The 25,308-nt window shown below is 60.7% G+C and carries 29 protein-coding genes; 11 read left to right on the top strand and 18 right to left on the bottom strand.

Features of this window, described 5'->3' with window-relative positions:
• The first annotated feature begins 4 nt into the window (after positions 1–4).
• The gene (gene cysS / locus IE038_RS17040; protein WP_189395977.1) at positions 5–1,387 is read left to right on the top strand and encodes a cysteine--tRNA ligase; all 1,383 of its coding nucleotides are present in this window, start codon (positions 5–7) and stop codon (positions 1,385–1,387) included.
• Positions 1,388–1,503: 116 nt separating this feature from the next.
• Here the strand turns inward: cysS and IE038_RS17035 are convergent, their stop codons facing one another.
• The 5 genes from IE038_RS17035 to arsA form a co-directional block, all read right to left on the bottom strand.
• Positions 1,504–2,880, bottom strand: coding sequence for a sensor histidine kinase (locus IE038_RS17035; RefSeq protein WP_163934762.1), 1,377 nt, complete (start codon positions 2,878–2,880; stop codon positions 1,504–1,506).
• Complete coding sequence (locus IE038_RS17030) at positions 2,858–3,538, bottom strand: response regulator transcription factor (protein WP_163934765.1); 681 nt, start codon at positions 3,536–3,538, stop codon at positions 2,858–2,860. The genes IE038_RS17035 and IE038_RS17030 overlap by 23 nt, the downstream gene beginning before the upstream one ends.
• A 148-nt stretch (positions 3,539–3,686) precedes the next feature.
• A complete protein-coding gene (locus tag IE038_RS17025; protein ID WP_163934768.1) occupies positions 3,687–4,706 on the bottom strand; it encodes a branched-chain amino acid aminotransferase in 1,020 nt (339 codons plus the stop codon).
• Positions 4,703–4,921, bottom strand: a complete 219-nt coding sequence (locus tag IE038_RS17020) for a hypothetical protein (RefSeq protein ID WP_163934771.1) — start codon at positions 4,919–4,921, stop codon at positions 4,703–4,705. The genes IE038_RS17025 and IE038_RS17020 overlap by 4 nt, the downstream gene beginning before the upstream one ends.
• A 13-nt stretch (positions 4,922–4,934) precedes the next feature.
• Positions 4,935–6,701 carry an arsenical pump-driving ATPase gene (gene arsA, locus IE038_RS17015; RefSeq protein WP_163934774.1) on the bottom strand — a complete coding sequence of 589 codons (1,767 nt, stop codon included), beginning with the start codon at positions 6,699–6,701 and terminating at the stop codon, positions 4,935–4,937.
• Positions 6,702–7,010: 309 nt separating this feature from the next.
• Between arsA and IE038_RS17010 the strand changes: the two genes are divergently transcribed.
• Genes IE038_RS17010 through IE038_RS16995 form a run of 4 tightly spaced genes read left to right on the top strand, consistent with a single transcriptional unit; the run spans position 7,011 to position 9,169 of the window.
• Positions 7,011–7,580, top strand: a complete 570-nt coding sequence (locus IE038_RS17010; protein ID WP_163934777.1) for a chalcone isomerase family protein — start codon at positions 7,011–7,013, stop codon at positions 7,578–7,580.
• Positions 7,581–7,597: 17 nt separating this feature from the next.
• The gene (locus tag IE038_RS17005) at positions 7,598–8,131 is read left to right on the top strand and encodes a DUF3833 domain-containing protein (protein WP_163934805.1); all 534 of its coding nucleotides are present in this window, start codon (positions 7,598–7,600) and stop codon (positions 8,129–8,131) included.
• Entirely contained in the window at positions 8,128–8,814 is a 687-nt protein-coding gene (locus IE038_RS17000) for an SDR family NAD(P)-dependent oxidoreductase (RefSeq protein WP_163934779.1), read from the top strand. The genes IE038_RS17005 and IE038_RS17000 overlap by 4 nt, the downstream gene beginning before the upstream one ends.
• A 49-nt stretch (positions 8,815–8,863) precedes the next feature.
• Complete coding sequence (locus tag IE038_RS16995) at positions 8,864–9,169, top strand: DUF6482 family protein (protein WP_163934784.1); 306 nt, start codon at positions 8,864–8,866, stop codon at positions 9,167–9,169.
• Between the two features lie 49 nt (positions 9,170–9,218).
• Here the strand turns inward: IE038_RS16995 and IE038_RS16990 are convergent, their stop codons facing one another.
• From IE038_RS16990 to IE038_RS16940, 11 genes are all read right to left on the bottom strand, one after another.
• Positions 9,219–9,710: a DUF2878 domain-containing protein gene (locus IE038_RS16990; protein ID WP_163934787.1), complete on the bottom strand. Its 492-nt coding sequence runs from the start codon at positions 9,708–9,710 to the stop codon at positions 9,219–9,221.
• 2 nt (positions 9,711–9,712) lie between these two features.
• Positions 9,713–10,981, bottom strand: a complete 1,269-nt coding sequence (locus tag IE038_RS16985; RefSeq protein ID WP_189395976.1) for an SAM-dependent methyltransferase — start codon at positions 10,979–10,981, stop codon at positions 9,713–9,715.
• A complete protein-coding gene (locus IE038_RS16980) occupies positions 10,968–11,768 on the bottom strand; it encodes a DUF1365 domain-containing protein (RefSeq protein ID WP_163934790.1) in 801 nt (266 codons plus the stop codon). Before IE038_RS16980 ends, IE038_RS16985 begins: the two co-directional genes overlap by 14 nt.
• Positions 11,765–13,012, bottom strand: a complete 1,248-nt coding sequence (locus tag IE038_RS16975; protein WP_163934793.1) for an NAD(P)/FAD-dependent oxidoreductase — start codon at positions 13,010–13,012, stop codon at positions 11,765–11,767. The genes IE038_RS16980 and IE038_RS16975 overlap by 4 nt, the downstream gene beginning before the upstream one ends.
• Positions 13,013–13,016: 4 nt before the next feature.
• The gene (locus IE038_RS16970) at positions 13,017–13,772 is read right to left on the bottom strand and encodes an SDR family NAD(P)-dependent oxidoreductase (protein WP_189395975.1); all 756 of its coding nucleotides are present in this window, start codon (positions 13,770–13,772) and stop codon (positions 13,017–13,019) included.
• Complete coding sequence (locus IE038_RS16965) at positions 13,769–14,191, bottom strand: nuclear transport factor 2 family protein (RefSeq protein WP_163932546.1); 423 nt, start codon at positions 14,189–14,191, stop codon at positions 13,769–13,771. The genes IE038_RS16970 and IE038_RS16965 overlap by 4 nt, the downstream gene beginning before the upstream one ends.
• A 109-nt stretch (positions 14,192–14,300) precedes the next feature.
• Positions 14,301–14,516, bottom strand: a complete 216-nt coding sequence (locus IE038_RS16960; RefSeq protein ID WP_163932548.1) for a TIGR02450 family Trp-rich protein — start codon at positions 14,514–14,516, stop codon at positions 14,301–14,303.
• A 94-nt stretch (positions 14,517–14,610) separates the two neighbouring features.
• Positions 14,611–16,008, bottom strand: coding sequence for an MBL fold metallo-hydrolase RNA specificity domain-containing protein (locus IE038_RS16955; RefSeq protein ID WP_163932551.1), 1,398 nt, complete (start codon positions 16,006–16,008; stop codon positions 14,611–14,613).
• Between the two features lie 128 nt (positions 16,009–16,136).
• Positions 16,137–16,922 (bottom strand): helix-turn-helix domain-containing protein, encoded by a 786-nt coding sequence (locus IE038_RS16950; protein ID WP_163932554.1) that lies wholly within the window; start codon positions 16,920–16,922, stop codon positions 16,137–16,139.
• A gap of 346 nt (positions 16,923–17,268) precedes the next feature.
• A complete protein-coding gene (locus tag IE038_RS16945) occupies positions 17,269–17,631 on the bottom strand; it encodes an Hsp20/alpha crystallin family protein (protein WP_189395974.1) in 363 nt (120 codons plus the stop codon).
• A 102-nt stretch (positions 17,632–17,733) separates the two neighbouring features.
• The gene (locus tag IE038_RS16940) at positions 17,734–18,807 is read right to left on the bottom strand and encodes an NAD(P)-dependent alcohol dehydrogenase (RefSeq protein WP_163932561.1); all 1,074 of its coding nucleotides are present in this window, start codon (positions 18,805–18,807) and stop codon (positions 17,734–17,736) included.
• 262 nt (positions 18,808–19,069) lie between these two features.
• On the opposite strand from IE038_RS16940, the gene IE038_RS16935 reads away from it, so the two are divergent.
• Entirely contained in the window at positions 19,070–19,996 is a 927-nt protein-coding gene (locus IE038_RS16935; protein ID WP_163932564.1) for a universal stress protein, read from the top strand.
• Positions 19,997–20,044: 48 nt separating this feature from the next.
• On the opposite strand, the gene IE038_RS16930 is transcribed toward IE038_RS16935, so the two are convergent.
• Both IE038_RS16930 and IE038_RS16925 read right to left on the bottom strand, forming a co-directional pair.
• The gene (locus IE038_RS16930) at positions 20,045–20,617 is read right to left on the bottom strand and encodes a GNAT family N-acetyltransferase (RefSeq protein ID WP_163932567.1); all 573 of its coding nucleotides are present in this window, start codon (positions 20,615–20,617) and stop codon (positions 20,045–20,047) included.
• An 80-nt stretch (positions 20,618–20,697) separates the two neighbouring features.
• Positions 20,698–21,345: a hypothetical protein gene (locus IE038_RS16925; protein WP_163932570.1), complete on the bottom strand. Its 648-nt coding sequence runs from the start codon at positions 21,343–21,345 to the stop codon at positions 20,698–20,700.
• A 242-nt stretch (positions 21,346–21,587) separates the two neighbouring features.
• Here IE038_RS16925 and IE038_RS16920 point away from each other — a divergent pair, with 242 nt between their 5' ends.
• The 5 genes from IE038_RS16920 to ureE are packed head-to-tail and all read left to right on the top strand — an operon-like array spanning position 21,588 to position 25,294.
• Positions 21,588–22,421 (top strand): urease accessory protein UreD, encoded by an 834-nt coding sequence (locus IE038_RS16920; RefSeq protein WP_163932573.1) that lies wholly within the window; start codon positions 21,588–21,590, stop codon positions 22,419–22,421.
• A gap of 11 nt (positions 22,422–22,432) precedes the next feature.
• A complete protein-coding gene (locus IE038_RS16915; protein WP_163932576.1) occupies positions 22,433–22,735 on the top strand; it encodes an urease subunit gamma in 303 nt (100 codons plus the stop codon).
• Between the two features lie 21 nt (positions 22,736–22,756).
• A complete protein-coding gene (locus tag IE038_RS16910) occupies positions 22,757–23,074 on the top strand; it encodes an urease subunit beta (protein WP_163932594.1) in 318 nt (105 codons plus the stop codon).
• On the top strand, positions 23,071–24,774 hold the full coding sequence (gene ureC, locus IE038_RS16905) for an urease subunit alpha (RefSeq protein WP_163932597.1): 1,704 nt from the start codon (positions 23,071–23,073) through the stop codon (positions 24,772–24,774). Before IE038_RS16910 ends, ureC begins: the two co-directional genes overlap by 4 nt.
• Positions 24,775–24,784: 10 nt before the next feature.
• Positions 24,785–25,294, top strand: coding sequence for an urease accessory protein UreE (ureE, locus tag IE038_RS16900; protein ID WP_163932599.1), 510 nt, complete (start codon positions 24,785–24,787; stop codon positions 25,292–25,294).
• The last annotated feature ends 14 nt before the right edge of the window (positions 25,295–25,308 follow it).

Raw genomic sequence — 25,308 nt, 5'->3', positions numbered from 1 at the left:
CCTCGTGCTTACCATTTACAACACCCTGACCAAGACCAAGGAAGTCTTCACCCCCCTGGAAGGCAACAAGGTGCGGATGTACGTCTGCGGCATGACCGTGTACGACTTCTGCCACCTGGGCCACGGTCGCAGCATGGTCGCGTTCGACCTGGTTACCCGCTGGCTGCGTTATAGCGGTTATGACCTGACCTACGTGCGCAACATCACTGACATTGACGACAAGATCATCAACCGTGCCAACGAGAACGGCGAGTCGTTCGACGCCTTGACCGCACGCATGATCGACGCAATGCATGAAGACGAGCGCCGACTGAACATCCTGCCTCCAGACCAGGAGCCACGTGCTACCGATCATATCGCCGGCATGCACGCGATGATCCAGACCCTGATCGACAAGGGTTACGCCTACGCGCCGGGTAATGGCGACGTGTACTACCGGGTCGGCAAGTTTGTCGGCTACGGCAAGCTGTCGCGCAAGAAGATCGAAGACCTGCGTATCGGCGCGCGTATCGAAGTTGACGAAGCCAAGCAGGACCCGCTGGACTTCGTCCTCTGGAAGGGCGTCAAGCCGGGTGAGCCGAGCTGGCCGTCGCCATGGGGCCCCGGGCGCCCTGGCTGGCACATCGAGTGCTCGGTGATGTCCACCTGCTGCCTGGGCGAGAGCTTCGACATTCATGGTGGCGGCAACGACCTGGAGTTCCCGCACCACGAGAACGAAATCGCCCAGAGCGAGGCCGCAACCGGCAAGCCGTACGCCAAGGCCTGGATGCACTGCGGGATGATTCGCATCAATGGCGAGAAGATGTCCAAGTCCTTGAACAACTTCTTCACCATTCGTGATGTGCTCGAGAAGTATCACCCGGAAGTGGTTCGCTACCTGCTGGTGTCGAGCCACTACCGTAGTTCGATCAACTACTCCGAAGACAGCCTGCGTGAGTCCAAGGGCGCACTGGAGCGCTTCTATCATGCACTGCGTGGCCTGCCGCTGGTTCCAGCGCAGGGCGGCGAAGAGTATGTCGAGCGCTTCAAGGTCGCGATGAACGACGACTTCGGCACCCCTGAAGCCTGTGCGGTACTGTTCGACCTGGTGCGCGAGATCAACCGTGTGCGTGAAGCCGAGCCGCAGACCGCTGCTGGCCTGGCCGCTCGCCTGCGCGAGCTGGCGGGGCTGCTGGGTGTGTTGCAGCTGGACGCCGACGACTTCCTGCGCGCGGGCGCCGAGGGTCGTGTCGATGCTGCCGAGGTTGAAGCACTGATCCAGGCGCGTCTGCAAGCGCGGGCCAACAAGGACTGGGCTGAATCTGACCGCATCCGTGATCAGTTGACGGCCATGGGCGTGGTACTTGAAGACAGCAAGGGCGGTACTACCTGGCGCCTGGCTGACTGATCAGCGTTGCCTTTAATCGGTGGCAAGCGGACTCCCACAGCGATTGTGTGAGTTGGCTTGCCACCGATGCAGGCACCGCGCATTCACGGGTACCTGCGCCGAGGCCATCGCAGTGTCTACCGGCGACAATGCAGTACCAGCTTGGCGCCACCCAGCGCGCTTTCTCCGATTTCCAGCTCGAACCCATGCAGGTCGACGATCGCTGCAACGATCGACAAGCCCAGGCCAAACCCTGGGTGCCGATGACCTTCCTCGCTGCGATAAAACCGTTTCAATACCGCCTGGCGTTCGTCTTCCGGAATGCCGGGGCCGCTGTCCTGCACTTCGATATGCACGCCCTGTGCATCGCTGTGGGCGCTCAACGCGACCTGGCCGTGGGCCGGGGTGAACTTGATCGCATTGCTCAGCAGGTTGGCCAGTGCCTCGAACAGCAGCTCGCGGTCGCCATGCAGGCTGGGGAGTTGAGCCGGCAGTTGCAGGCGCAGGTCGATTTCACCGTCTTCAGCCAATGGAAGGTAGAAGTCATGGAGTTCCAGCAGCAGTGCGTGCGGGTCTAGCTCGACGAACCCGGCGCGGCGTTGACGGTCTTCCAGTTCGCTGATGCGCAGCAGGCCGCGAAAGCGTGCCATCAGGGTGTCGGTTTCAGCAATCGCGTGGTCCAGTTGCTGGGTTTGCGCGGAATCGTCTCCCGCTTGCTGGCGAATACGGTACAACTGGGCGCGCAGGCGGGTGAGGGGGGTGCGCAGGTCGTGGGCAATGTTGTCGCATACACCCTTGACCTCGTGCATCAGCCGTTCGATGCGGTCGAGCATGGCGTTGACGATGGCCGCCAGCATGTCCAGCTCGTCACGCCGCTGGGACAGTGGCAGGCGGTGGGTCAAGTCGCCAGAGACGATTTGCTCGGCACTGGCCTGGATCGCCCGAATGCGTTTGAGTGGCCGACGGCGCAGCAGGTACCAGCCCGCGATGCCAGGGATGATTGTCAGTGACAGCCCCCAGAGCAAGGCATGCAGGATGATCCGGGTCACCACGAACAGTGAGCCATTGTCACGCACCAGGACCAGCCAGCGGCCGTCAGGGACCTTCAGGGCAACTGCATCGCAGCTGTCCTTGGGCAGGTGTGGCGCGTCGGCGTCCAGGCAGCGGCCCAGCTCGTGGACCCTGCCGTCCAGGCCCAGTTCCGGTGGGATCTTGCGAATCTCGCCACTGAGCGGGTTGAGTGCTGCATCGAACAGGCCGTAGGCATCGAAGCTGCGCTCCTCGAAAGCCTGGCTGGCAATCAGTGCATCGTCCAGCTGTTTGCCGCTCATGTGCGCGAACAGGTGCTGGCGTTGTTGCAGCGAGTGCCGGGTGAGCTTGTTCAGGTAGTCGGATACTTCAAAGTACAGCACCCCCATGAGGATGCTGCTCCAGGCGACGAAGAGGAAACTGTACAGTGCCAGCAGGCGACTGGTGGATGAACTCCAACCCTTAGACGGGTTCGGCAATGGCATAGCCGGAGCCCCGCACAGTGCGAATCAGCGGCACTTGGCCCGGAGCGTCGATTTTCTTGCGCAGGCGACCGATATGTACATCGATCAGGTTGGTGCCGGGATCAAAGTGGTAGCCCCAGACTTCCTCGAAAATCATCATGCGGGTGATGACCTGGCCGGCATGGCGCATGAGAAATTCCAGCAGCTTGTACTCAGTGGGTAACAGGTTGAGCGTCAGTTCGCCGCGTCGTGCTTCGTGACTGATCAGGTCCAGTTCCAGGTCGGCAACCTGCAGGCGGGTCTGCAGGGTGCTGGTGTTGTTTCGACGTAACAGTACTTCGACCCTGGCGGCCATCTCGTCGGAAGCAAATGGCTTGGTCAGGTAGTCGTCGCCACCGGCGCGCAGCCCGCGCACCCGCTCATCGACATCGGAGAGGGCGCTGATCATCAGGATCGGTGTGGCAATTTTCAGGCTGCGCAGTGTGGTGACGATTGTCAGGCCGTCGAGCTCAGGCAGCATGCGGTCCAGCGTAATCAGGTCATAGCTGCCGGCGATGGCCTTGGCCAGGCCTTCACGGCCGTTGTTGGCCCAGTCAACCTCCAGGCCATGGCTGGAAAGTTCGGCGACGATCTCCTGGGCGGTGACAGCGTCGTCTTCGATAGTCAGTACGCGAGGCATGCTTTTACCTGGGCGGCGAGTGGAAGCTCGATTGTGCCAAAGAATAGGCGGTGCTCGGGTTAAAGAAAAATTCATCTAGCGGGCTCACGGGCACGGTCGAGTGCTGCACGCCAGAAAAAGAAACCCCGCCAGGAGGCGGGGTTCGTGATCAGGCGACCTTGACGATCCAGCCTGCTGGCGCTTCGACGTCGCCACTCTGGATGCCGGTCAGCTCGTTGTAGAGCTTCTGGGTTACCGGGCCGACATCGGTCTCGCTGTAGAACACATGCAGCTTGCCGTTGTATTCGATGCCACCAATCGGGGTGATTACCGCAGCGGTGCCGCAGGCCCCGGCTTCGGTGAAACGGTCGAGCTCGTCGATCAGTACGTCGCCTTCGATCACGTTCAGGCCCAGGCGCGACTTTGCCAGCTCGATCAGCGACAGGCGGGTGATGCCAGGCAGTACCGACGCGGACTTCGGCGTGACGAACTCGTTGTTCTTGGTGATACCGAAGAAGTTGGCCGAGCCGACTTCCTCGATCTTCTTGTGGGTCAGCGGATCGAGGTAGATGCAGTCGGCGAAGTGGGCTTTCTTGGCCTCGGCACCTGGCATCAGGCTGGCTGCGTAGTTACCACCCACCTTGGCGGCACCGGTACCCTGCGGGGCGGCGCGGTCATAGCTGGAGATGAGGAAATTGTGCGGCTTCATACCGCCCTTGAAGTACGAGCCGACCGGGATGGCGAAGATCGAGAAGATGAACTCCGGTGCGGTACGCACGCCGATGTTGTCGCCCACGCCAATGACGAACGGACGCAGGTACAGCGCACCCTTGCCATGCGGCGGAATGAAACGCTCGTTCGCCTTGACCACTTGCTTGCAGGCTTCGATGAAGGCCTCGGTCGGTACCTGTGGCATCAGCAGGCGTGCACAACTGCGCTGCATGCGCTGGGCGTTCTGGTCCGGGCGGAACAGGTTGATCGAGCCGTCCTTGCAGCGGTAGGCCTTCAGGCCTTCGAAACACTGCTGGCCGTAGTGCAGCGCGGTGGAACCTTCGCTGATGTGCAGGACGTTGTCTTCGGTCAGGGTGCCCTTGTCCCACTCACCATTGCGCCAGTGCGACAGGTAGCGCTTGTCGGTCTTGATGTAGTCGAAGCCCAGCTTGTCCCAGTTAATGCTTTCGTTACTCATGGCACCCTCGATCGGTTGGCAAATGCCTGGTTGGTCAGGCGACGCATCTTGCGCAGGCAGCCACGATAATACATCCCGTGCAGATCGGAAACGCCTAGACGTGCATATTGGACGTGCGTAGGTGCCTCTTGCTGCACGGTTTCGGTGATCCGCGCCCGGTGTTCGACTAATGTCGTGGTGCTGACGCGCTGATCATGTCCCGCTTCATCAGCCATGTACCCATTGTCTTCACCTGTGCCGGGGTTGTTTCTTGCTCAGTTTGAGCAGGCGTTCAACACCGATAGGTTCCTCGGCCATCAAGGGGATTACGGCATAGCGTCTGGCGTACTCATTGGCCACATGCTCGATTTCCTCAAGCTCATTCTCTGCCCGTTTACGGAGCAGTGGTGACTGGGTTGTGGTGGCCGCGATGCTGTTGTTGATCACCCAGGCCCAAGGCTCAATGCCAGCACGCCGCAGGTCGGCTTGCAGGTTGGCCGCTTCAAGTACCGGTGTTGTTTCGGCCAGTGTCACCAGCAATACCTTGGTTTTTTTCGGGTCCTGCAACTGCATCATCGGGGTACTGAAGTGCATGCTGCTGCCTTCCATTTGTCGGGCGATATCGCGGTGGTAGGCGCCAGTGGCATCGAGCAACAACAGGGTATGCCCGGTGGGGGCTGTATCCATGACCACAAACCGCCTGCCGGCCTCCCGAATGACTCTGGAAAACGCCTGGAAGACGGCGATTTCTTCTGTGCAGGGCGAGCGCAGGTCTTCGGCCAAAAGGGCTTTGCCTTGCTCATCCAGAGCCGCGCCTTTGGTCGCCATCACGTGATCGCGATACCGCTGGGTTTCGACCTGAGGGTCAATGCGGCTGAGGGTGAGGTTGCTCATTGATCCACTCAAGGTTTCGGCCAGATGCGCGGCCGGGTCTGAGGTGGTGAGGTGAACCGGCAAGCCCCGATGAGCCAGTTCGACGGCCACCGCTGCTGCCAAGGTGGTTTTACCTACGCCACCTTTGCCCATGACCATCACTAGCCCGTGGCCATCCAGGGCGATGTCATCGACGAGGTCGCTCAGGCTTGGCGCATCAATGTGGACGACGGTGGGCTGGAGGCCTTCAGTGTCACATGTATCACGCAACAACTGTTTCAGGGCTTCAATACCCACCAGGTTGAAGGCCTTCAGTGGTAGTTGATCCAGCGGCAGTGGCTTGAGTGCTTCAGGCATTTGGGCAAGCGCCAACTGCTCCCGCGTATACACGGCTGCAGCCAGTGGGTCTTTTTCGGCCTCGGTGCCGGGTAGCACACCGTTGACCACCAGGTACTGCTCGCGAAGGCCAAGGGTGGCGAGTTCTTCATGGGTGTGGGCGGCTTCGCGTAGCGCGGCATTTTGCGCCCGAGCGACCAGGACCAGCCGCGTGCGTACTGGATCGCAGAGCGCTTCAACTGCCTTGCGGTACTGGTCATGCTGTTTATCGAGACCCGCCAGCGGTCCTAGGCAAGAGGCATCGCCCTTGCCGGCATCCAGAAAGCCGCTCCACGCGCCCGGGAGTTGCAGCAGGCGAATGGTGTGCCCGGTGGGCGCAGTGTCAAAAATGATGTGTTCGTAGCGGTCGGTTTGACTGGAGCCGACCAGTAGTGCAGTGAACTCGTCGAAGGCAGCAATTTCTGTGGTACAGGCACCCGACAATTGCTCCTCCATGCTCTTGACGACGCTGGCCTCAAGCACGCCTCGGGCAGGGCCGACAATCCGGTCGCGATAGGCCTGCGCCGCAGCCTGAGGGTCAATTTCCAGCGCCGACAGGTTGGCAACAGTGGGTACCGGGGTGATGTGGTTACCAATGCTGATGCCAAAGACCTGTCCAACGTTGGATGCCGGGTCGGTACTCACCAGCAGTACGCGCCGACCTTGTGCCGTGAGCTGCAGTGCCGTAGCGCAGGCAATCGAGGTTTTTCCCACACCGCCTTTGCCGGTAAAAAACAGAAATCGCGGGGGGCTTTCTAGAAACTGCATGAGGTGTTCCCTATCGACAGTTCGGCAAGCGCCAAACCCTGTGTTTGGAAATAGACGCGCGCATCAGTCTAGTTCCTAGAACGGCAAGGCAATCACCTGCTGCTCGGAGTTTCTTGCTGCTGAGCCTGCTCCGGGTTTGATTCGGTACGACCTTTTGACGGTAAGTTGTACAAAAAACAATAAATCGCCGCATTAAGCTGTACAAATACCAATTTCTGTACAACTATTTTGAGGTGCAGTCGTGCATGCAGTCCCGAGTGCCAGAGAAAACTACATTTCGGCCTTGTTTAGAAAAGGTAGTCCCATGCCATGGACAGACCGTCATTGCCCTTGCTGCGTCATAGCCTGACACGTCTGGTCGAACGCAGGACGTTGGGCGTGTTGTTCAGCGCCCTGTTGCTGTGCAGTCCAGGTGCTTTCGCCAGTTGGCAGGCGCTGCTGCCCGGTGGCCACCTGATCGGCAGTGCCGAGTTTCGGCTCTATGGTTTTCGGGTGTACAGCGCGAACCTGTGGGGTGCTTCAGCCCAGTTGGATTATCAGCAACCCTTCGCGCTTGAGCTGACCTATCACCGATCAATCAGCCGCGCGCAACTGGTGGACGCCAGCGTTGACGAGATACGTCGCTTACGAGGCAGGGCGGTCGATGATGCGCAACTCAAGGTGTGGCAGGCGCAGATGGCACGGGCCTTTGTCGATGTTGAGCCAGGGCAGCGGATCATCGGTGTGTTTTTACCGGGTGCCGGGGCGCGGTTCTACGTGGATGACCGTTTGCATTACGAGGTTGTTGATCCTGCGTTCTCGCGTGCGTTTTTCGATATCTGGTTTGACCCGCGTACGCGTAACCCTGAGTTGCGCCAGCACTTGCTGGGCGGGAAATGACGATGAGGGTAAGCATGATGTGGAAGTCCTGCCTGCTGGCATGCAGCCTGCTGTTGAGTAGTTGCGGCAACGTTGACGTCGATCATTACCGCAACGAGACGCCAGCATTGGACTTGCCGCGGTTCTTCTCGGTGCCCGTGCAAGCCTGGGGCATGTTCCAGAAGCGTTCGGGCGAGGTGGTCAAGCGTTTCCATGTGACCATCGAGGGGCGGATGGAGGGGCAAGCGCTGATCCTCGATGAGCGTTTTGTGTATAGCGATGGCACCCGTCAGCAACGGGTTTGGCGCCTGACACCGAGTGGCCCTGGGCGCTGGCGCGGTACGGCGGGCGACGTGATCGGTGAGGCCGAGGGTCAGGTGGCCGGTAATGCGTTGCGTTGGCGCTACACCCTCAACCTGGAGGTGGACGGCGCGTTTTATCCGGTGCAGTTCGATGACTGGATGTACCTGATGGATGACGACACGCTGATCAACCGCTCATTCATGTCCAAGTTTGGTCTGGAGCTGGGGCAGGTGACGCTGTTCTTCAGGCGCGGCGGGGGTAACTCATGAACAGTCTGCCGGAGGGGTATCGGGCATTGGTGATCGGTGCCAGTGGTGCCATTGGTGGTGCTTTCGTCGATGTGCTCCGTGAGGATCCGCGGTGTGCCGAGGTGCACTGCCTGGGGCGCAGTACACGCCCCTCTCTTGATTTGACCGACCCCCAGAGCATTTCCATGGCTGCCCAGTCTTATGAAGGCCAGCCGCCGTTTGATCTGATCGTGTTGGCTGCTGGTGTTCTGTACGGTGACGGTTTCATGCCGGAGAAGGCGCTGGAGTCACTGAATCAGGAGCAACTGTTGGCAACGTTTCAGATCAATGCCATTGGCCCTGCACTGGTGTTGCGGGACTTTGTGCCATTGCTCGGGAGCAACGGTCTGCTGGCGGTATTGTCGGCCAAGGTCGGTAGCATCGCCGACAATCGCCTGGGGGGCTGGTACAGCTACCGGGCCTCGAAGGCGGCACTGAACATGCTCCTCAAAACGGCGGCGATAGAAGCGGCACGGCGCTGGCCCGGTAAGCGCCTGGTCGCGCTGCATCCTGGCACTGTCGCGTCAGCCCTGTCCCGACCGTTTCGTCCTGCCGCGCGTGCTCCACGCGAAGCCGTGGCGGATATGCTGGCCGTGCTTGACGGCGTCACCGCCGCCGACAGCGGCGCCTTTTTCAGCTATCAGGGCGAACGCTTGCCCTGGTAGTTCCACTGTGGCACCTCAAGACGGGGCTATGCCCCTGGGAGCGTCAAATATGAACCTTCAGCAACTGTCAGGCTTCGCCGATGCAGGGCGCGTTGACGAGCTCAATCTGGTCTCGCTTGAGGGCGGGATTTACGTCTTGCAGGCACTGATGGAGGGCAAGCTGCACCCGTTGCTCGACGAGCAGGGGCACAACCTCTGCTTGCGCTCGACGACTCACGCCCGAGAGGTGTTGCAGCATCTACCCGAAATCCCGTGTCTGCTGGTGCAGAAGGTCGTGCATGACGAAATGTGCGGCTTGGGTAACAGTGCTGATGCGCCGCTGAAACTGCCGTTTTCCATACGGTCTACCTGGTAGTCGCAAGGCGATGACGCGTTGCCCGAAGCGTTGCCCTTGGCAACGCTTGTCACGGGTGGCGGGCCAAGCGGTGCAAGGCTGGCAGTAGTAGCGCCCAGAGGAGTGCGAGCAGGGTTAGCGATGGCCAAAGCCCGTAGGGGAAGCCGACGCCTGCCAGGTGTGCTCCGGCATAGTACGACATGGGGCCACCCAGGCCTCCGAACAGTGCCGCCAGCCATAAGGGCGATGCGGTCCAGGCCAGGCTAAGACGCAAGGTGCTGGCAAACAGCAGCCAGAGTATCGCCAGCCAATTGGGTAGGATCCAGCGGTTGTCACCGAAATCGAACACGCCCAGGTTCAGCAACAGGCTGTCTAGCACCCAGCCACAGGCGGCGATTTTCAACAGCAGGCGGCATTCGCGTGCAGGTGCCGGAGCCCAGGCCACCTGCAAGGCCAGACACCCCAGCGCCAGCAGTAACCAGATGGGGTGCCGTGCACCGAAAAGACAGGCCGTCCAACCGACTTGGAACAGCACGGCATTGCCGATCAGGCGTCGGTTCATGCTCAGGCTTCCAGTGCCTCTAGCAGGGGTGCAGGACGGGCGTCAGGTTTGGCCAGGAGCAATTGAGCCACGCCGATGCCGCGCTCCAGGAAGCCTCCTTCGCAGTAGCAGAAATAGAACTCCCACATGCGTTGGAACGTTTCGTCGTAACCCAACAGCTGCAAGGCGTGGCGGGCTCGGCACAGGTTTTCGTGCCAGAGGCGCAGGGTGCGGGCGTAATGCAGGCCGAAATCTTCCAGGTGGTGGACGTTCAGGTCCGTGTCTCGGCTGGCGATTTCCAGCATGCGGGTCAGCGAGGGCAGGGCGCCACCGGGAAAGATGTAGCGCTGAATGAAGTCCACCGAGCGTCGAGCTTGTTCATAGCGTTGGTCACGGATGGTAATGGCTTGCAGCAGCATCAGGCCGTCGTCCTTCAGCAGGCGTGCGCATTGCTGGAAATAGTTGGGCAGGAAACGGTGGCCAACCGCCTCGATCATTTCGATCGAGACCAGTTTGTCATAGCGCCCTTCAAGGTCACGGTAGTCCTTGCGCAATACCGTGATGCGCCCTTGCAAGCCTTGCTCGGCGACACGTTGGCAGGTGTAGGCGTACTGTTCTTCGGACAGTGTCGTGGTCGTTACACGGCAGCCGTAATGGGTTGCGGCGTAGAGTGCCATGCTGCCCCAGCCCGTGCCGATCTCCAGCAGATGATCGCTGGCGCGCAGGTCCAGTTTGCGGCAGATACGTTCCAGTTTGTTCAGCTGTGCCTGTTCCAGGCTGTCTTCTGTGCTGCGGAACATGGCGGCCGAGTACATCATGGTAGGGTCGAGCAGCTGCTCGAACAGCGCGTTGCCCAAGTCATAGTGCGCTGCAATGTTGCGTTTCGAGCCCTTGCGAGTATTGCGGTTAAGCCAGTGCAGGCCTTGCACCAAGGGCCGCCCAAGGCGTGCCAGGCCGCCCTCCATCGCGTCGAGTATGTCGAGGTTGGCGACGAACAGGCGAATCACGGCAGTCAGGTCCGGGCTGGTCCAGTGACCGTGTACGTACGCTTCACCGGCGCCGATCGAGCCGTTGGTAGCGATAAGCCCCCACAGCGCATCATCCAGCACCTGAAGTTCGGCCACCAGGCTGGAGCGGGCTTCGCCGAACGACAGGCGCTGACCGTCAACCAGTACGGTCAGTTGGCCTTTGCGCAGCCGTGCCAACTGGCGCAGCACCAGGCGCTTGAGCAAGCCCGTGCTGCCAGCGGCGAAGGCTCCGCTTTTGGCGACGGTCAGGTTAGGGCTCTTCATGGTCAACGTCCTCGCTGCGGTTACGGGCGACACGCAGATGTCGCGGGGTGTCGTAATGGGAAAAGACTGGCGTGCGTTTGAGGAGCAGGCGCAGGGCCTGCCAGTAGATGGCGGTCACGGTTTTGACTGACATCCAGGGGAAGGCGATCAACTGGCGGTGCAGGTTGCTGCGGTTCAGGGGCATGCGGGTCAGGCTCAGACCGGCTTCAAACAGCTTTTCTGGCCCTTGCCAGTCCTGCATGGAAATATTCAGGTGTTGCCCTGGCGCCGTGAAGCGCATGCGGTATTCCAGGTCCGGGGGCAAGAAGGGCGAGACATGAAAGGCTTTGGCGACGCTGAACTGCTGTACACCGCTCTCATGACACGGCAATACATAGTGAAAGCGCTCGCGCCAGGGTGTGTTGGTGACTTCGCACAAAATGGCTGCGAGGGCGTCGTGTTTGTCGAAGCAAAAGAAAAAGCTCACCGGGTTGAAGGCCAATCCCCAGTTCCGCGCTTGGGTCAAGAGGCGTATGGCGCCACCTGGGGCGTAGCCCAGGGCCTCCACGAGCAGCAGATTGACGGCATCGGCCAGCGCTACGCCGCTGTGTGTATAGCGCGGCAGGTAGTCCTGTTCGCGGAAGCTGAACGCTGAAAATCGCTCGCGCCCGGCCAGTGGGCTGAGTGCAAACAACGCATCCTGTTCAGCCAGGTCCAGGTACAACATGCTCATGCGGTAGCGAAAGGCATGCGCGCGTGGGGCTAAGCGTCGGTGGCTTACCCAGCCGTGGTACAAGGCGCTGTTCATAATCGCTCCCCGAACTGCTGAGCCACTTTCAGCGCACTGACCATACCATCCTCGTGAAAGCCGTTGGCCCAGTAGGCGCCGCAGTAGTAGCTGTGCTGCGGGCCGAGCAGTTCAGCGTGGCGTGCCTGCGCGGCAAGGGCCCCGAGGCTGTACTGCGGGTGTGCATAGCGGAAGCGGCCGAGCACCTGTGTCGGGTCGATGGCCTCGCTTTGGTTGAGGCTTACGCAGAGGGTGCGTGGTGCGTCCAGGCCTTGCAGGATGTTCATGTTGTAGGTCACCGCCGCAGGCGCGTGCTCAGGACCACCCAGGCGATAGTTCCAGCTCGCCCAGGCCAGGCGTCGGTCGGGCAGCAGACGGGTGTCGGTGTGCAGCACAACGTCGTTTTGCGCATAACCGATGGCCCCGAGTATCTGCTGCTCTTGCTCGGTAGGCGTTTCCAGTAACGCCAAGGCCTGGTCGCTGTGACAGGCAAATACCACTTTATCGAAGCGCTCGATCCCGGCAGTGCTTGTGATGCTGACACCCTCCGTGTCACGGCATACGCGTTGCACCGGGCAGTTCAGGCGGATGTGCTTGGCGAAGCTGGCCGTCAGCGGCTTGATGTAGGCGCTGGAGCCGCCCTTGATCACCCGCCATTGGGGGCGGTTGGTGACCGAAAGCAGGCCGTGGTTGCGAAAAAAACGTACGAAGAATGCCAAGGGAAACCCGAGCATGTCGGCCAGCGACATTGACCAGATCGCGGCACCCATCGGCACGATGTAGTGCTCGATGAAGCGATTGCCATAGCCACGCTGTTGCAGATAGCTGCCGAGTGTCGTGCTGGCGTCGATGTGTGCTCGGTCTAGGTCCAGTGGTGCTTCGCGGTTGAAGCGCAGAATGTCCCGTAGCATTCCCCAGAACGCCGGCGATATCAGGTTGCTGCGTTGGGCGAAAAGGCTATTGAGGGTGTTGCCGTTGTACTCCAGGCCCGTCTTGGGCTCATGCACCGAAAAACTCATCTCGGTAGGGCATGAGGTCACGCCCAGATGCTCCATCAGGGCAATGAAATTCGGGTAGGTCCAGTCATTGAACACGATGAAACCGGTGTCGACCGCATAACTGCGTTCATTCAATTGAACATTCACAGTGTGGGTGTGGCCACCGATCCAGTCAGCGGCCTCGAAGACCGTGATGTGGTGGTTGCGCTGCAGCAGGTAGGCCGCCGTGAGGCCGGCAATGCCGCTGCCGACGATTGCAATACGCATGGGGTCAGGACTCCTGGCCGGGGCGTGCAAGTCGCTTGCCCACTGCCAACTGCCAGTGTTTTGGCAGGTGACCGAGCAGCTTCAGGCAGGCGATAAACAGTGCAGGGAAGGCAACCTCATAGGGGCGGCGCTCCAGTTTTTGGGCGATGTGACGGGCGGCTTTTTCCGCTGACCAGCGCAGGGGCATGGGAAAGTCATTGCGCTGTGTCAGGGGGGTGTCGACAAAGCCTGGGCTGACCAGCGTGACGGCGATGCCTTGGCGATCCAGGTCGATCCGCAGTGAGTCGATCAGGTAGCGCAGGCCGGCTTTGGAGGCACCGTAGGCCCCCGCTCGCGGCAGGGGCAGAAAGGTCACTGAGCTGCCTATGGCCACCAGGTGCGGCGCATGGCCGCGTTGCAGAAGGGGGAGTGCGGTCTCGATGGTCAGGCTGGCGGTAAACAGGTTGGCTTGAACCACGCGCGACACCAGCGCAGCATCGAAATGCTCGGGCTCCAGGTACTCGCAGGTGCCGGCATTGGCGATGACCTGATCCAGTGCGCCCCAGTGCTGAGCGATGCGCACGCCTATTTGCTTGACCTGGAGACTGTCGAGCAGGTCGCCTGGCACCAATAGAACCTGGTCGGGAAAACGCATCGCGAGCTGTTTTAGAGGCGCAGTGTTGCGTGCGGTCAGCGCGAGCTGATGTCCCTGCTCAAGCAGTACTTCGGCCAACGCTGCGCCAATGCCGCTGCTGGCTCCAGTCAGCCAGATCCGCTTCATGCCAGCCTCCGCTTGAGCCCGCGAATCACGCTGCCCAGTAATGGCACGTGTTCGTAGAGCAATGCGCCGGCATCGAAGTAGTCGCGGTGATAGTAGACCTTGTCTGCCCAGCGCAAGTGGGAGCACCCGGTAACGCTGACCGGCGCTCCGCTACGCAGGCGTGGGTGGCGATAGGTCATGGTCCAGCGCAGGTAGCCTGAACCTTCGGCGACGGTGTCATGGCCGTGGAACTGGAAGCTCAAGTCCTCGACATTGGCATACAGCTCGGAAAAGTAACGCTGCAGGGCGTTCAGTCCATTGATCTGATGCAGAGGATCGATAAAGCACACATCGCTGCTGTAGAGGCCTGGAAGGTGCTCAAGGTGGTCGCGATCCAGGGCGGCGAATCGCTCGGCGAACTGCTGCAGGAAGGTCGACATCCAGAAGCCTCTATCTTGTACATGATTAATGTTTTGTACAAGTTAAGGCTAAGATAATATCTGTACAAGTCAATAGTTTTGTATAGATATATTCTGTATCAATTTTTGGTCACTGCCAGCCTGCCTTCCAGCGCTCACTGTCGCGAAGCTCATGCCAGTCCAGCCACTCACTACGGTTGCTGTAAACAGCCTGCAGCTCGACCTTCAGCAAGGTGCCTTGCTCGTCATGCAGCAGGTCGGTGACCAGGAAGTGTTTCTCTCGATTGAGCGGTTTGCAGGCAGTCCACTTTGACAAGGCCAGCTTTCGCGGGTTGAAGCGGTTCATGGAAGCTCCTGCCGGTAATGCACGCGGGACTAGGGAGGGTGCTTGCGCAAATTTTGCCGAGTTATCTTATACAAACATATTTTCATGTATAGGGCTACTTTGCGTGGGGTTCTGTGGGCAGTGGAGGTGTTGATGCTGCTACCTCGGCGCGTTCCAGGTGCTCCGGCACCGAGACGGACCAGCCGAGCTCAAGGCTGATGCGCCGGCGCAGGGTATCGGCTGCCGCGGGTTCACCATGCACCACATAGGTGTGTTTTGGCGCGCGCTTGAAGCCACGCAACCATTGCATGATTTCATCGGCGTCGGCGTGTGCCGACAGGCTCTCAAGGGACACAACCTCGGCCCGTATCGCGACGTCCTCGCCATGCAGTCGAACGGAGGGCGCACCGGCAACGATTTGCGCACCTCGCGTACCGCCTGCCTGATAGCCGGAAAACAACAGGGTGTTATGCGGGTTGGGCGCCAGGGTCTTGAGGTGGAACAGCACGCGCCCACCGGTGGCCATGCCGCTGGCAGCGATGATTACTGCCGGGCCGCGCTGTTGATCCAGGCGTTTGGACTCTTCTACAGTGCGCACGATGTGGGCGACGCGGCACATCGATTCGCATGCGCGAGGGGACAGCCGGTGCTCGCTGCAGAAGCGTTGATACAGCACCGTTGCATCTGTCGCCATGGGGCTGTTCAGGTAGATGGGCAGGTCAGGGATGGCACCTGCCTGTTTAAGGCGAGAGAGGTGATACATCAGCAACTGGGCGCGCCCCACGGCGAAGGAGGGGACCAGGGTAATGCCATGGCGCAGGGCGGTGCGGGTGATGACGTCGGCCAGTTGTTGCTCGGTGTCCTCGGGTGGGTGAAGGCGGTCACCGTAGGTCGACTCCACGAACAGGTAGTCGGCTTCTTCGATCGTCTCCGGGGCGAGCATGATCGGGTCGTTGTACCGGCCCAGATCACCGGAAAATACCCAGGTCGAACCGTCGGCGACGATCTCCACGGTTGCTGCACCGAGGATATGTCCGGCAGACCTCAGGTGTATCTTGAAGTCGGCGAGAATGTCTTGTGGATGGTGCAGGGCGATGGGGCGGAAGTATTTGAGGGCGCGCTTGGCGTCATCCTCGGTGTACAGCGGCAGGGCCGGATGGTGTTTGGAGAAGCCTCGTCGATTGGCGTACTCGGCCTGTTCCTCTTGCAGGCGACCGCTGTCGAGCAACAGAATCCTGGCCAGTTCGCAGGTTGCCGCTGTTGCGTAGATGGGCCCGCGGAAACCGTCCCGCACCAGTGCCGGGATATAGCCGCTGTGATCCAGATGAGCATGGGTCAGGACGATGGCGTCGAGGCTGTGCGGTGGTATGGGAAACGGAGCCCAGTTGCGCACCCGCAGGTGTTTGTAGCCCTGGAACAGGCCGCAGTCGACCAGTACGCGCTGACCGTTACGCTCCAGTAGGTACTTGCTGCCGGTGACTGTACCGGCAGCGCCGAGAAATGTGACCTGCATAGCGTGTCTCCTCAACAGCCCTGTCAGTACGCCGATACCCCCGCACCATGGCCAGGGAGGTCATACGTGTGGTTCGTACATGTCCTGCCCTGCAGTCGTCCATTGCCGAGCGTGAGCATGGCAATGTGTCAGGTGCTCCAGCGATGCTCCATCGCCTCGAGCGCAGGCATGTCCAGAATTTCAACTTCGCGACCCGCAAAGCGAACGATTTGCAAGTCACGCAGGCGGGCCATGCACCGGCAGATGGTTTCGAGCCTCAAGCCCAGATACGAAGCAATATCTTCTCGTGTCATACGCAAAACAAAGCCCATCGCCGAGTAGCCACGCATGGCATAGCGTTGGGATAACTGTAGAAGAAAGGCGGCGAAGCGCTCATCGGCGTTCATGTTGCACATCATCAGCAAGCGCTCATTGTCCCGGACGATTTGCCTGCTCATCAGTCGGTTCAGGGTTTGTTGCAAGGCGGGGCAGTGACGGGCCAGTTGCTCTATCTGGTGATAGGGGATCGGGCATACCTCACTGTCTTCCAGCGCCAGTGCGCTGCAGGCATACCGAGAGGTGCTGATGGCATCGAGCCCCATCACATCGCCGGCCATCATGAAGTCAGCGACCAACCCACGGCCATAGGCGTCGATCAAGGAAATCTTGAAACAGCCCATGCGTATGGCGTAGAGGCAGTTCAGTGGGTCGTTGGCATGGTAGAGCGCCGCACCTTTCTTGATGCGCATGCGCTGTGAAATCAGTGAATTGAAGGTGTCACGCTCGGCATGGGTGCAGCCACTGGGCAAACAGAAGGCGCGCACGGCGCATTGAGCACAGGACGCACCCAGGGAGAAGAGCCTGGTTCGCTCAATGGTTTCCGTCGCGGGAAGTTCAATGTGTGCTTGAGCGACTGCATTGTTGTTGTGTTGCATAGCATCTTGCTCCAGCGGGAAGCGGTGAACGCCTTCAGCGGACACCGCTTGGCACTATGGCGTTGCTGCCGACTCATCGCTGGAGATCGGCGTGCAACGGGCGAGTGATGTTCTGCTTGTTGGCTGGGCTGGATGACCTGCCGTGCCGCCAGGCTGGGGGCGTGCAAGGAGGGAGCACGTGAGGTGCCCTGATCCGGCCTTCCAGGCGCTGTATGAAGGACGTGGCTTCCGTTTCCGTCTTGAAGCTTACGACCCATGTGTCCAGGTGAACCAGCCAACGGCTGGTTGGGGCGTCCTTTTCGAGGGCAATCAGCATGACGAATCTCCTGTCGACGGACATCGACGGTTACAAGGCGTGCTTCAAATGTCCTTTTTTCAAGAGCCTGAGTGTAAAAAGGCCTTCGTTGAAGGTGAGGCTGAAGTTGTTCAACGACACCGAGGGAGGAAGGCTGTGTGAGGACCGGAACGGTCCGGCGCACGGCAATGCATCAGCTGAGCATTGAACAGCCCAGCCGCTGAGCACCAGATGTCGGGGGCTCAGGTCCAGGTGCAGGCTTTCGATATTCAAATCCTGCAGGTGGGCGTAGATCGTAAAGTCTGTTCGCGTGTTGGCGGCCGCCAATACCGGGTTGCAAGGCAAGTCCACTTCGCGACGCCGCAAGGCTGCCAAGTCGGGTAATCGTGGTTTGCCCATTACAGTTGAAAACATTTCGCATGCTCCCTGTCACTCTGGGGGGAACAGCCTCCATGCCTGGTACGTGATCATCTGGTGCTGCGTCGGTCGGTCTCGAGTCTTATGTTGCGGTGCTACTCAAGGCGTTATGGCAACCTTCATGACCCCGTCGCGTTGATGGGCGAACAGGTCATAAGCGGCTTCAATATCGTCAAGTTTGAAATGGTGGGTGACCAGTGGCTTGAGGTCGACCCGACCGCTGGCCACCACGTTCATCAGGCGGCGCATCCGCTCCTTGCCACCTGGGCAGAGCGTGGTGACGATACGGTAGTCACCCAGCCCGGCCGCGAACGCATCGACCGGAATGCGCAAGTCGCTTGAGTACACGCCCAGGCTCGACAGCACGCCACCGGGGCGCAAAACCCGCAGTGCCGACTCAAAAGTGGCCTGTGTACCCAAGGCCTCGATGGCGACATCGACGCCGCGCCCATCGGTGAGGGCCATGATCTGGTCGACCACGTTGCCGGCCTTGAAATCCACGGCATGGGTAACGCCCAGTCGGGTCGCCACGTGCAGGCGCGCAGCAACGGTGTCGACGCCGATGACGGTGGTGGCCCCCATTAACCGTGCGCCGGCCGCCGCGCATAACCCAATCGGGCCGAGGGCGAATACTGCGACGGTATCTCCGATTTGCACGCCACCGCGTTCTGCGCCTGAAAAACCGGTGGACATGATGTCGGGGCACATCAGTACCTGCTCATCGGAGAGGTTGTCCGGTATGGGAGAGAGGTTGACCATGGCGTCTGGCACCAGCACATACTCGGCCTGGCAGCCATCAATGATGTTGCCGAACTTCCAGCCGCCCGTCGCGCGGAAACCGTGCCGTGTACCAGGGCCGTCTTGTGACGCGCACCCGCACAGGCAGGCATAACTGTGGCCGCTGGGGGTGATTGCGCCAGCAATCACTCGTTGCCCCTCACTGAATCCCGTGACCTGTGAGCCGAGCTTCTCGATGACCCCGACGGGTTCGTGACCAATGGTCAGCCCTTTGGCTACCGGGTACTCGCCACGCAGGATATGGACATCGGTGCCGCAGATCGTGGTGGTGGTGATGCGTAGCAGTGCATCCAGTGGTCCGACTTCTGGAATGGGTTTCTCATCCAGAACAATCCTGCCTTTTTCAACGAAGATTGCGGCTTTCATTTTCGCCATGGCTGTGTCTCCTGGGCGCAGCGCGTCGGTCTGATCACTTTCAACAGACTGCACCTGGCGAGGGGCTGAAAGATTGATCTGAGTCAATGATTATGGACCCGAAAATGTGGATCCGCGACCGCGTGTCGGCTTCCCTGAAAAAGAAATCCTGACTCTGACCCACATCAAGTAGCAGGTAATAGGCGACTGCAGGATAAGCGCTGAAGCGCCTTTTGAGAGAGAAAGGTTGTAGGGCTACCTGCCAGCTAATGAGAGGTGAGTCATGTCCATGCAGAAACGTCTTATGTTGGTGTCTTCGCCACTGATGAAAGCCGGCCCGGCCTTCGACAGAGCAGCAGCCTTGGCAAAAGCCAGGGATGAGCCGTTGCACATTGTCGCCTTCGACTACGTGGAGGGGCTTGCAACAGCGGGTCTGGTCAACGATCAGGCATTGCAGCAGATGCGCGAGGGTTATGTGGAACGGCATCGCGCGTGGCTTGAAGATCAGGCCCGGCCGATGCGCAAGATCGGTGTCGAAGTCACCACCGAGGTGGTGTGGGCTGAGCAGGTGTTGCCGGAGATTCTGGTTCACCTGCGTGAGGAGCCGATTGACCTGGTGGTCAAGGAAGTCGAGCACGAGTCTCGGCTGATGCGTGCGATGTTTACCACGCTGGATGTGCACCTGCTACGTGAGTGCAAGGTGCCGCTGCACTTTGTGTGTAAGACCCGTAATGCGCTGCCGCGCAAGATCGTGGCTGCCGTTGATCCATTCCACCCTGACGATCAGTACACGGGCTTCAATGACCGTATCATTTATGAAGCCCTGAAGCTGGCGATGCAGTGCAAGGCCGAAATGCACCTGCTGTATGCCCATGACCTCTCGTCGATGGGGACAGGTGAATATGGCTTTTCCACCGGTTCCATGCTGTTTTCTTCAAGCCTGGCACAGAAGGTCTACGACATTCAGGGAAACAGCTTCAATGAACTTGCCGAGCGCAACGGCATACCCGCTGAAAACCGGCACATGATCGTCGGCAATCCCGCGAAAGTGCTCGCCAGTTTTGCCGAAACTCGCGAAATCGATGTCATCGTCATGGGGCGGGTGCATCGGCGTGGTGCGAGCAAGAGCTTTGGCAGCACCGTGGAGGATGTGCTGTACCGGATGCCGAGCAGCGTGCTGGTGATCACCCCTGAGGACTTTGTCGGTTGAGGGCGTCCTGCCGCGCACGCTCCTTGATCCGGAGCATGCGCGGGTGGGTTACTGGCTGAGGTCGAGCTCATGGATCAGCTCGCTGAATTGGCCATTGTCATAGCGGCTGGTAAAGCCCAATTTTTTCGCCAATCGGTGCATGCTGTAGTTGTTGGCCGAATCCAGCGACGTCATGCGCTCGAATCCGTTGCGGCGGGCGGCCTGGATCAGGTGCTGCATCAGCAGTGTGCCCAGGCCACGGCGTTGCCAGTCATCGGCGACGACCACGGCGCATTCGCAGTGCTTGTGCCCCGGCATCGCCGCATAGCGGCTTACGCCGATCTCATGCAGTTCGCCGTTAACGTGGGCCAGTGCGACGTAGGCGATCCGGTTATGGCCATCCAGGTCCATTAGCTGATCCAGCAGTGTGAGGTCATCCCGATTGAAACCGCCCATGAACCGGGAGTGGCGGGACTCGGGTGACAAGTGCCTGATGAACTGAAATTCGCGCTGGCGATCCCGTTCTTGTAACGAGCGAATCAGCACATGGGTGCCGTCATTCAAGGCTTGTATCCAGTGCTCTTCGGTTTCGCCCTGGCAAAGGGCGGCCAAGGCTTTTTGTTGGCTTGGATCATTCGACATGGTGTGCTCCCGGATGGGCAATGGTGGCGGAGGTCTGTTGCAAGGTGTACGACGATCAGCCACGGCGTGTCTGATTTACATCAAGGTCTTCGGTCCTCCATGCCATTGGGCGAGATGACGCCAGGGGATGGATGTGCGCTTTTCAGGAACCTGTTCAAGCAGGCCAGTTGCTCCACATCGGTCACCGCCAGGTAAGCGGTGCTGCTCAGCCAGTGGCTGTTGAACAGGGCGAGGCGGATAACCCCATTCTTTGCCAGGAAACGTTGGGAGATGCACCGACATACCGGGGGCGCCAGGTAGCCCAGTCCGCTTTCCTGCTCATTGGCGGCCAGGGTACGGGTGAAGTTGGCAACACAGGTGGCGACAATCGCTGCGCTGGAGCGCGCTGCCAGGTAGGCCGTTGCGACGTAGCCGCCGATGAAAAGCAGGGTGATGAGGGAGAGCAGGGCCAGTTCATGGGGCCGTCGGCGTGCTGCAGCTGCGGTTTTTTTCGGTGAGCTGGCGGGCGCAGCGGGTGAGGGGCGGGATACCCGCGCGCACGCCAGGCCTGTCAGCCAGCATCCCGTGGTAAACAGCAAGATCGCCACCAACAGCGCCAGCCACAGTCGGTTGAACACGTTGAAGCCGGTGATGATCGCCAGCACGCTGACGAAGCCGAGACCGCCGACGACAAAGCCAAGACGTGCCAATGCGTCGATCAGCCGGGCTTGTCGCCTGTCGACCCTCATGACGTTGTCCTCGTTCGCTTACTCACCTCAAGGGTAGTACGCAGTGCCGCCGGTGTTGGCCGCATAACCCCCTGTGCGATAACCGTGCACGCTCGGAATTGGCCCGCAACCTGCATTGGCCCTGGCATCGATAGCTGATCGATTGGTCAAACACGTCGTGCACGACGTGGGGTTGTTCAACTGCACGTGCGCCTGCTCGCTCTATAGGGATGCAGTGCACCGTGTTCACCGAGGCGGGTTGCATGTCTGTTGCCGAACCACTCGACGCCACCTGCGCGCCGGCAGGCTGGAGCGCCGAGCTCACGCTGCGTTTTGTCCGTCGTGAAACGAAGACCTGTATTGGTGCGCGGCGTCATTTCGGACCTCTTTTGGTGCAGCGTCCGTTCTACCCGGAGGGCGCGCCTTGCCACGTGTATGTGCTGCACCCACCCGGTGGCGTCGTGGGGGGAGACCGCCTGGCGCTGGACATCCACCTGGAGCCCGGCAGCCATGCGCTGATGACCATGCCCGGTGCCACCAAGTTCTACCGCAGTGCCGGACCGACTTCGACCCTCAAACAGCATTTTCACCTGGCAGAAGACAGCATCCTGGAGTGGCTGCCTCAGGACAGCATCTGCTTTCCCGGCGCCCGGGTGTCGCTGCAAACCTGCTTTAGCCTGGCGCCCGGGGCCCGCCTGCTGGCGTGGGAAACGCTGTGCCTGGGGCGTCCGGTGATGGGTGAAACCTTTAGCCAGGGTGCGCTGGACAACTGCTTGCACATCGACATGCCTGATGACCCCGGTCTGCATGAGCGCCTGCGCCTTGAGGGTGGGCGCCTCGACAAACTCGGCGGCTACCCGCTGCTCGCTACCTTCTGCGCCGCTCCCGCTAACCCGGAGCTGTTGGAACAGGTGCGCGGCCTGATCGACGACCTTGCCGTTCCCGCCGGGGCGACCCTGCTGGGGCAACTGCTGGTGGTCCGTCTGCTGGACCACGACAACCAACGCCTGCAATCCACCCTGCAACGGCTGTGGCACGCCCTGCGACCGGCTGTTGTCGGCCTGCCGCCGTGCCCGCCGCGCATCTGGGCTACCTGAGAGAACACACCATGGAACTGACGCCAAGAGAAAAAGACAAGCTGCTGCTGTTCACCGCGGCGTTGCTCGCCGAGCGGCGCCGCGACCGAGGGCTGAAACTCAACTACCCCGAGGCGGTGGCGCTGATCAGTGCCGCCGTGATGGAAGGCGCGCGGGAGGGTCGCACCGTCGCCGAGCTGATGAGCCTGGGCCGTGAAGTCGTTTGTCGTGAGCAGGTGATGGAGGGTGTCGCGGAAATGATCCACGACGTGCAGGTAGAGGCGACCTTTCCCGATGGGACCAAGCTGGTCACCGTCCATGACCCGATCGTCTGACCGTCGCTACAGGAGAACGCCATGATCCCCGGAGAAGTACAGGTCGCCGATGGCGACCTCGAACTCAACACTGGCCGCGAAGCGCTGCGTGTCAGCGTCGCGAACCACGGCGACCGGCCAATTCAGGTCGGTTCGCACTACCACTTTTATGAGGTCAACAACGCGCTGGTATTCGACCGTGAGGCCACCCGTGGCTTTCGCCTGGATATTGCCGCCGGTACGGCCGTGCGTTTCGAACCGGGCCAGTCGCGTACCGTCAACCTGGTGGCTTACGCCGGCAAGCGCGAGGTCTACGGCTTTCAGGGACGGGTGATGGGCAAGCTGGAGGTGGGGGCATGAGTCGAATTTCCCGTCAGGCCTATGCCGACATGTTTGGTCCCACCGTCGGCGATCGCGTGCGTCTGGCTGATACCGACCTGTGGGTTGAAGTCGAGAAGGACTTCACGATCTACGGTGAAGAGGTCAAGTTTGGCGGTGGCAAGGTGATCCGCGACGGCATGGGGCAGGGCCAGATGCTCGCTGCCGAAGCGATGGACCTGGTGTTGACCAATGCGCTGATCATCGACCACTGGGGTATCGTCAAGGCCGACATCGGCGTCAAGCAAGGCCGCATCGCGCGCATCGGCAAGGCCGGCAACCCAGACGTGCAACCGGGTGTAACCGTGCCGGTGGGACCTGGCACCGAAGTCATTGCGGCCGAGGGCAAGATTGTCACTGCCGGTGGTATCGACTCGCACATCCACTTCATCTGCCCACAGCAGGTCGAAGAAGCGCTGACCTCGGGTGTCACCACCTTCATTGGCGGCGGCACGGGGCCGGCCACGGGCACCAACGCCACCACCTGCACACCCGGCCCCTGGTACCTGTCGCGCATGCTGCAGGCCGCGGATGCGCTGCCGATCAATATCGGCCTGCTGGGCAAGGGTAATGCCTCGCGGCCCGAAGCCCTGCGCGAGCAGATCGAGGCCGGTGCCGTGGGCCTCAAGCTGCACGAAGACTGGGGCTCGACGCCCGCTGCCATTGACTGTTGCCTGAACGTGGCTGAAGAAACCGACGTGCAGGTGGCGATTCACAGCGATACCCTCAACGAATCCGGTTGCGTCGAGGACACATTGGCGGCCATCGGTGATCGCACGATCCATACCTTTCATACTGAAGGGGCGGGCGGTGGACATGCGCCGGACATCATCCGTGCCGCTGCCTTCGGCAACGTGCTGCCGTCCTCGACCAACCCGACCTTGCCGTACACCGTCAACACGGTGGACGAGCACCTCGACATGCTGATGGTCTGTCACCACCTTGACCCGAGCATTCCCGAGGATGTCGCCTTCGCCGAGTCGCGGATTCGCCGCGAGACTATTGCTGCCGAAGACATCCTGCATGACATCGGTGCTTTCTCCATGACCTCGTCCGATTCCCAGGCCATGGGCCGGGTCGGTGAAGTGGTGTTGCGTACCTGGCAGGTCGCCCACCAGATGAAACGGCGGCGCGGCCCACTGGCGCCGGACACCGCCCGTAACGACAACTTCCGGGTCAAGCGCTACATCGCCAAGTACACCATCAACCCGGCGCTGACCCATGGCATCGCCCATGAGGTGGGTTCGGTCGAGGCTGGCAAGCTTGCCGACCTGGTGCTCTGGTCGCCGGCGTTCTTTGGCGTCAAACCGTCGCTGGTGCTCAAGGGCGGGATGATTGCCATGGCACCGATGGGCGACATCAACGGCTCGATCCCGACCCCGCAACCGGTTCACTACCGACCGATGTTCGGCGCCCTGGGCGCTGCCCGGCATGCCACGCGCATGACCTTCCTGTCCCAGGCGGCGGTAAGCCGTGGCGTGGATCAGGCGCTGGGCTTGCGCAGCCTGATCGGTGTTGTCAGCGGTTGTCGCCGTGTGCGCAAGGGCGACATGGTGCACAACGGCTTGCTACCGACAATCGAAGTGGACTCACAGACCTATGAAGTGCGCGCCGATGGTGAGCTGCTGGTATGTGAGCCGGCCAGTGTGCTGCCAATGGCGCAACGTTACTTCCTGTTTTGAAGGAGCAAGCATGATTCTTTTAACCCGTCGGGTAGTGGACGCCCCCCGAATCAGCGGTACCGTCACCCTTGATCTCGATGCTCGCATCAAGAGCCGCGTGCGCATCACCCTGGATGACGGTAGAGCGGCTGGGCTGATGCTGGCTCGTGGCCAACTGATTCGCGGTGGCGAGTTGCTGGCTGACGAGCAGGGCGGCGAAGTGATTCGCGTACAAGCGGCTGCCGAGGAGGTATCGACCGTGCGCTGCGACGACCCGTTGCGGCTGGCGCGGGCGGCTTATCACCTGGGCAACCGCCATGTGCCGTTGCAGATCGAAGCCGGTTGGCTGCGTTACCAACATGACCATGTGCTGGATGACATGGTGCGAGGTTTTGGCCTGCCGGTTACGCGGGAGCAGGCACCTTTCGAGCCGGAGGCCGGCGCCTACCAGAGCGCGCCGCATAGCCATAGCCACAGTCATAGCCATGACGCTAACCACGACCATCCCTTTGTGCGCATGCCTGGCCACGCTCACCCCTGAACTCGATCTGGAGA

This window comes from Pseudomonas laurentiana (assembly GCF_014648275.1).
In the GTDB taxonomy this organism is placed as follows: domain Bacteria; phylum Pseudomonadota; class Gammaproteobacteria; order Pseudomonadales; family Pseudomonadaceae; genus Aquipseudomonas; species Aquipseudomonas laurentiana.
This window is presented reverse-complemented; position numbering and strand designations above follow the sequence as displayed.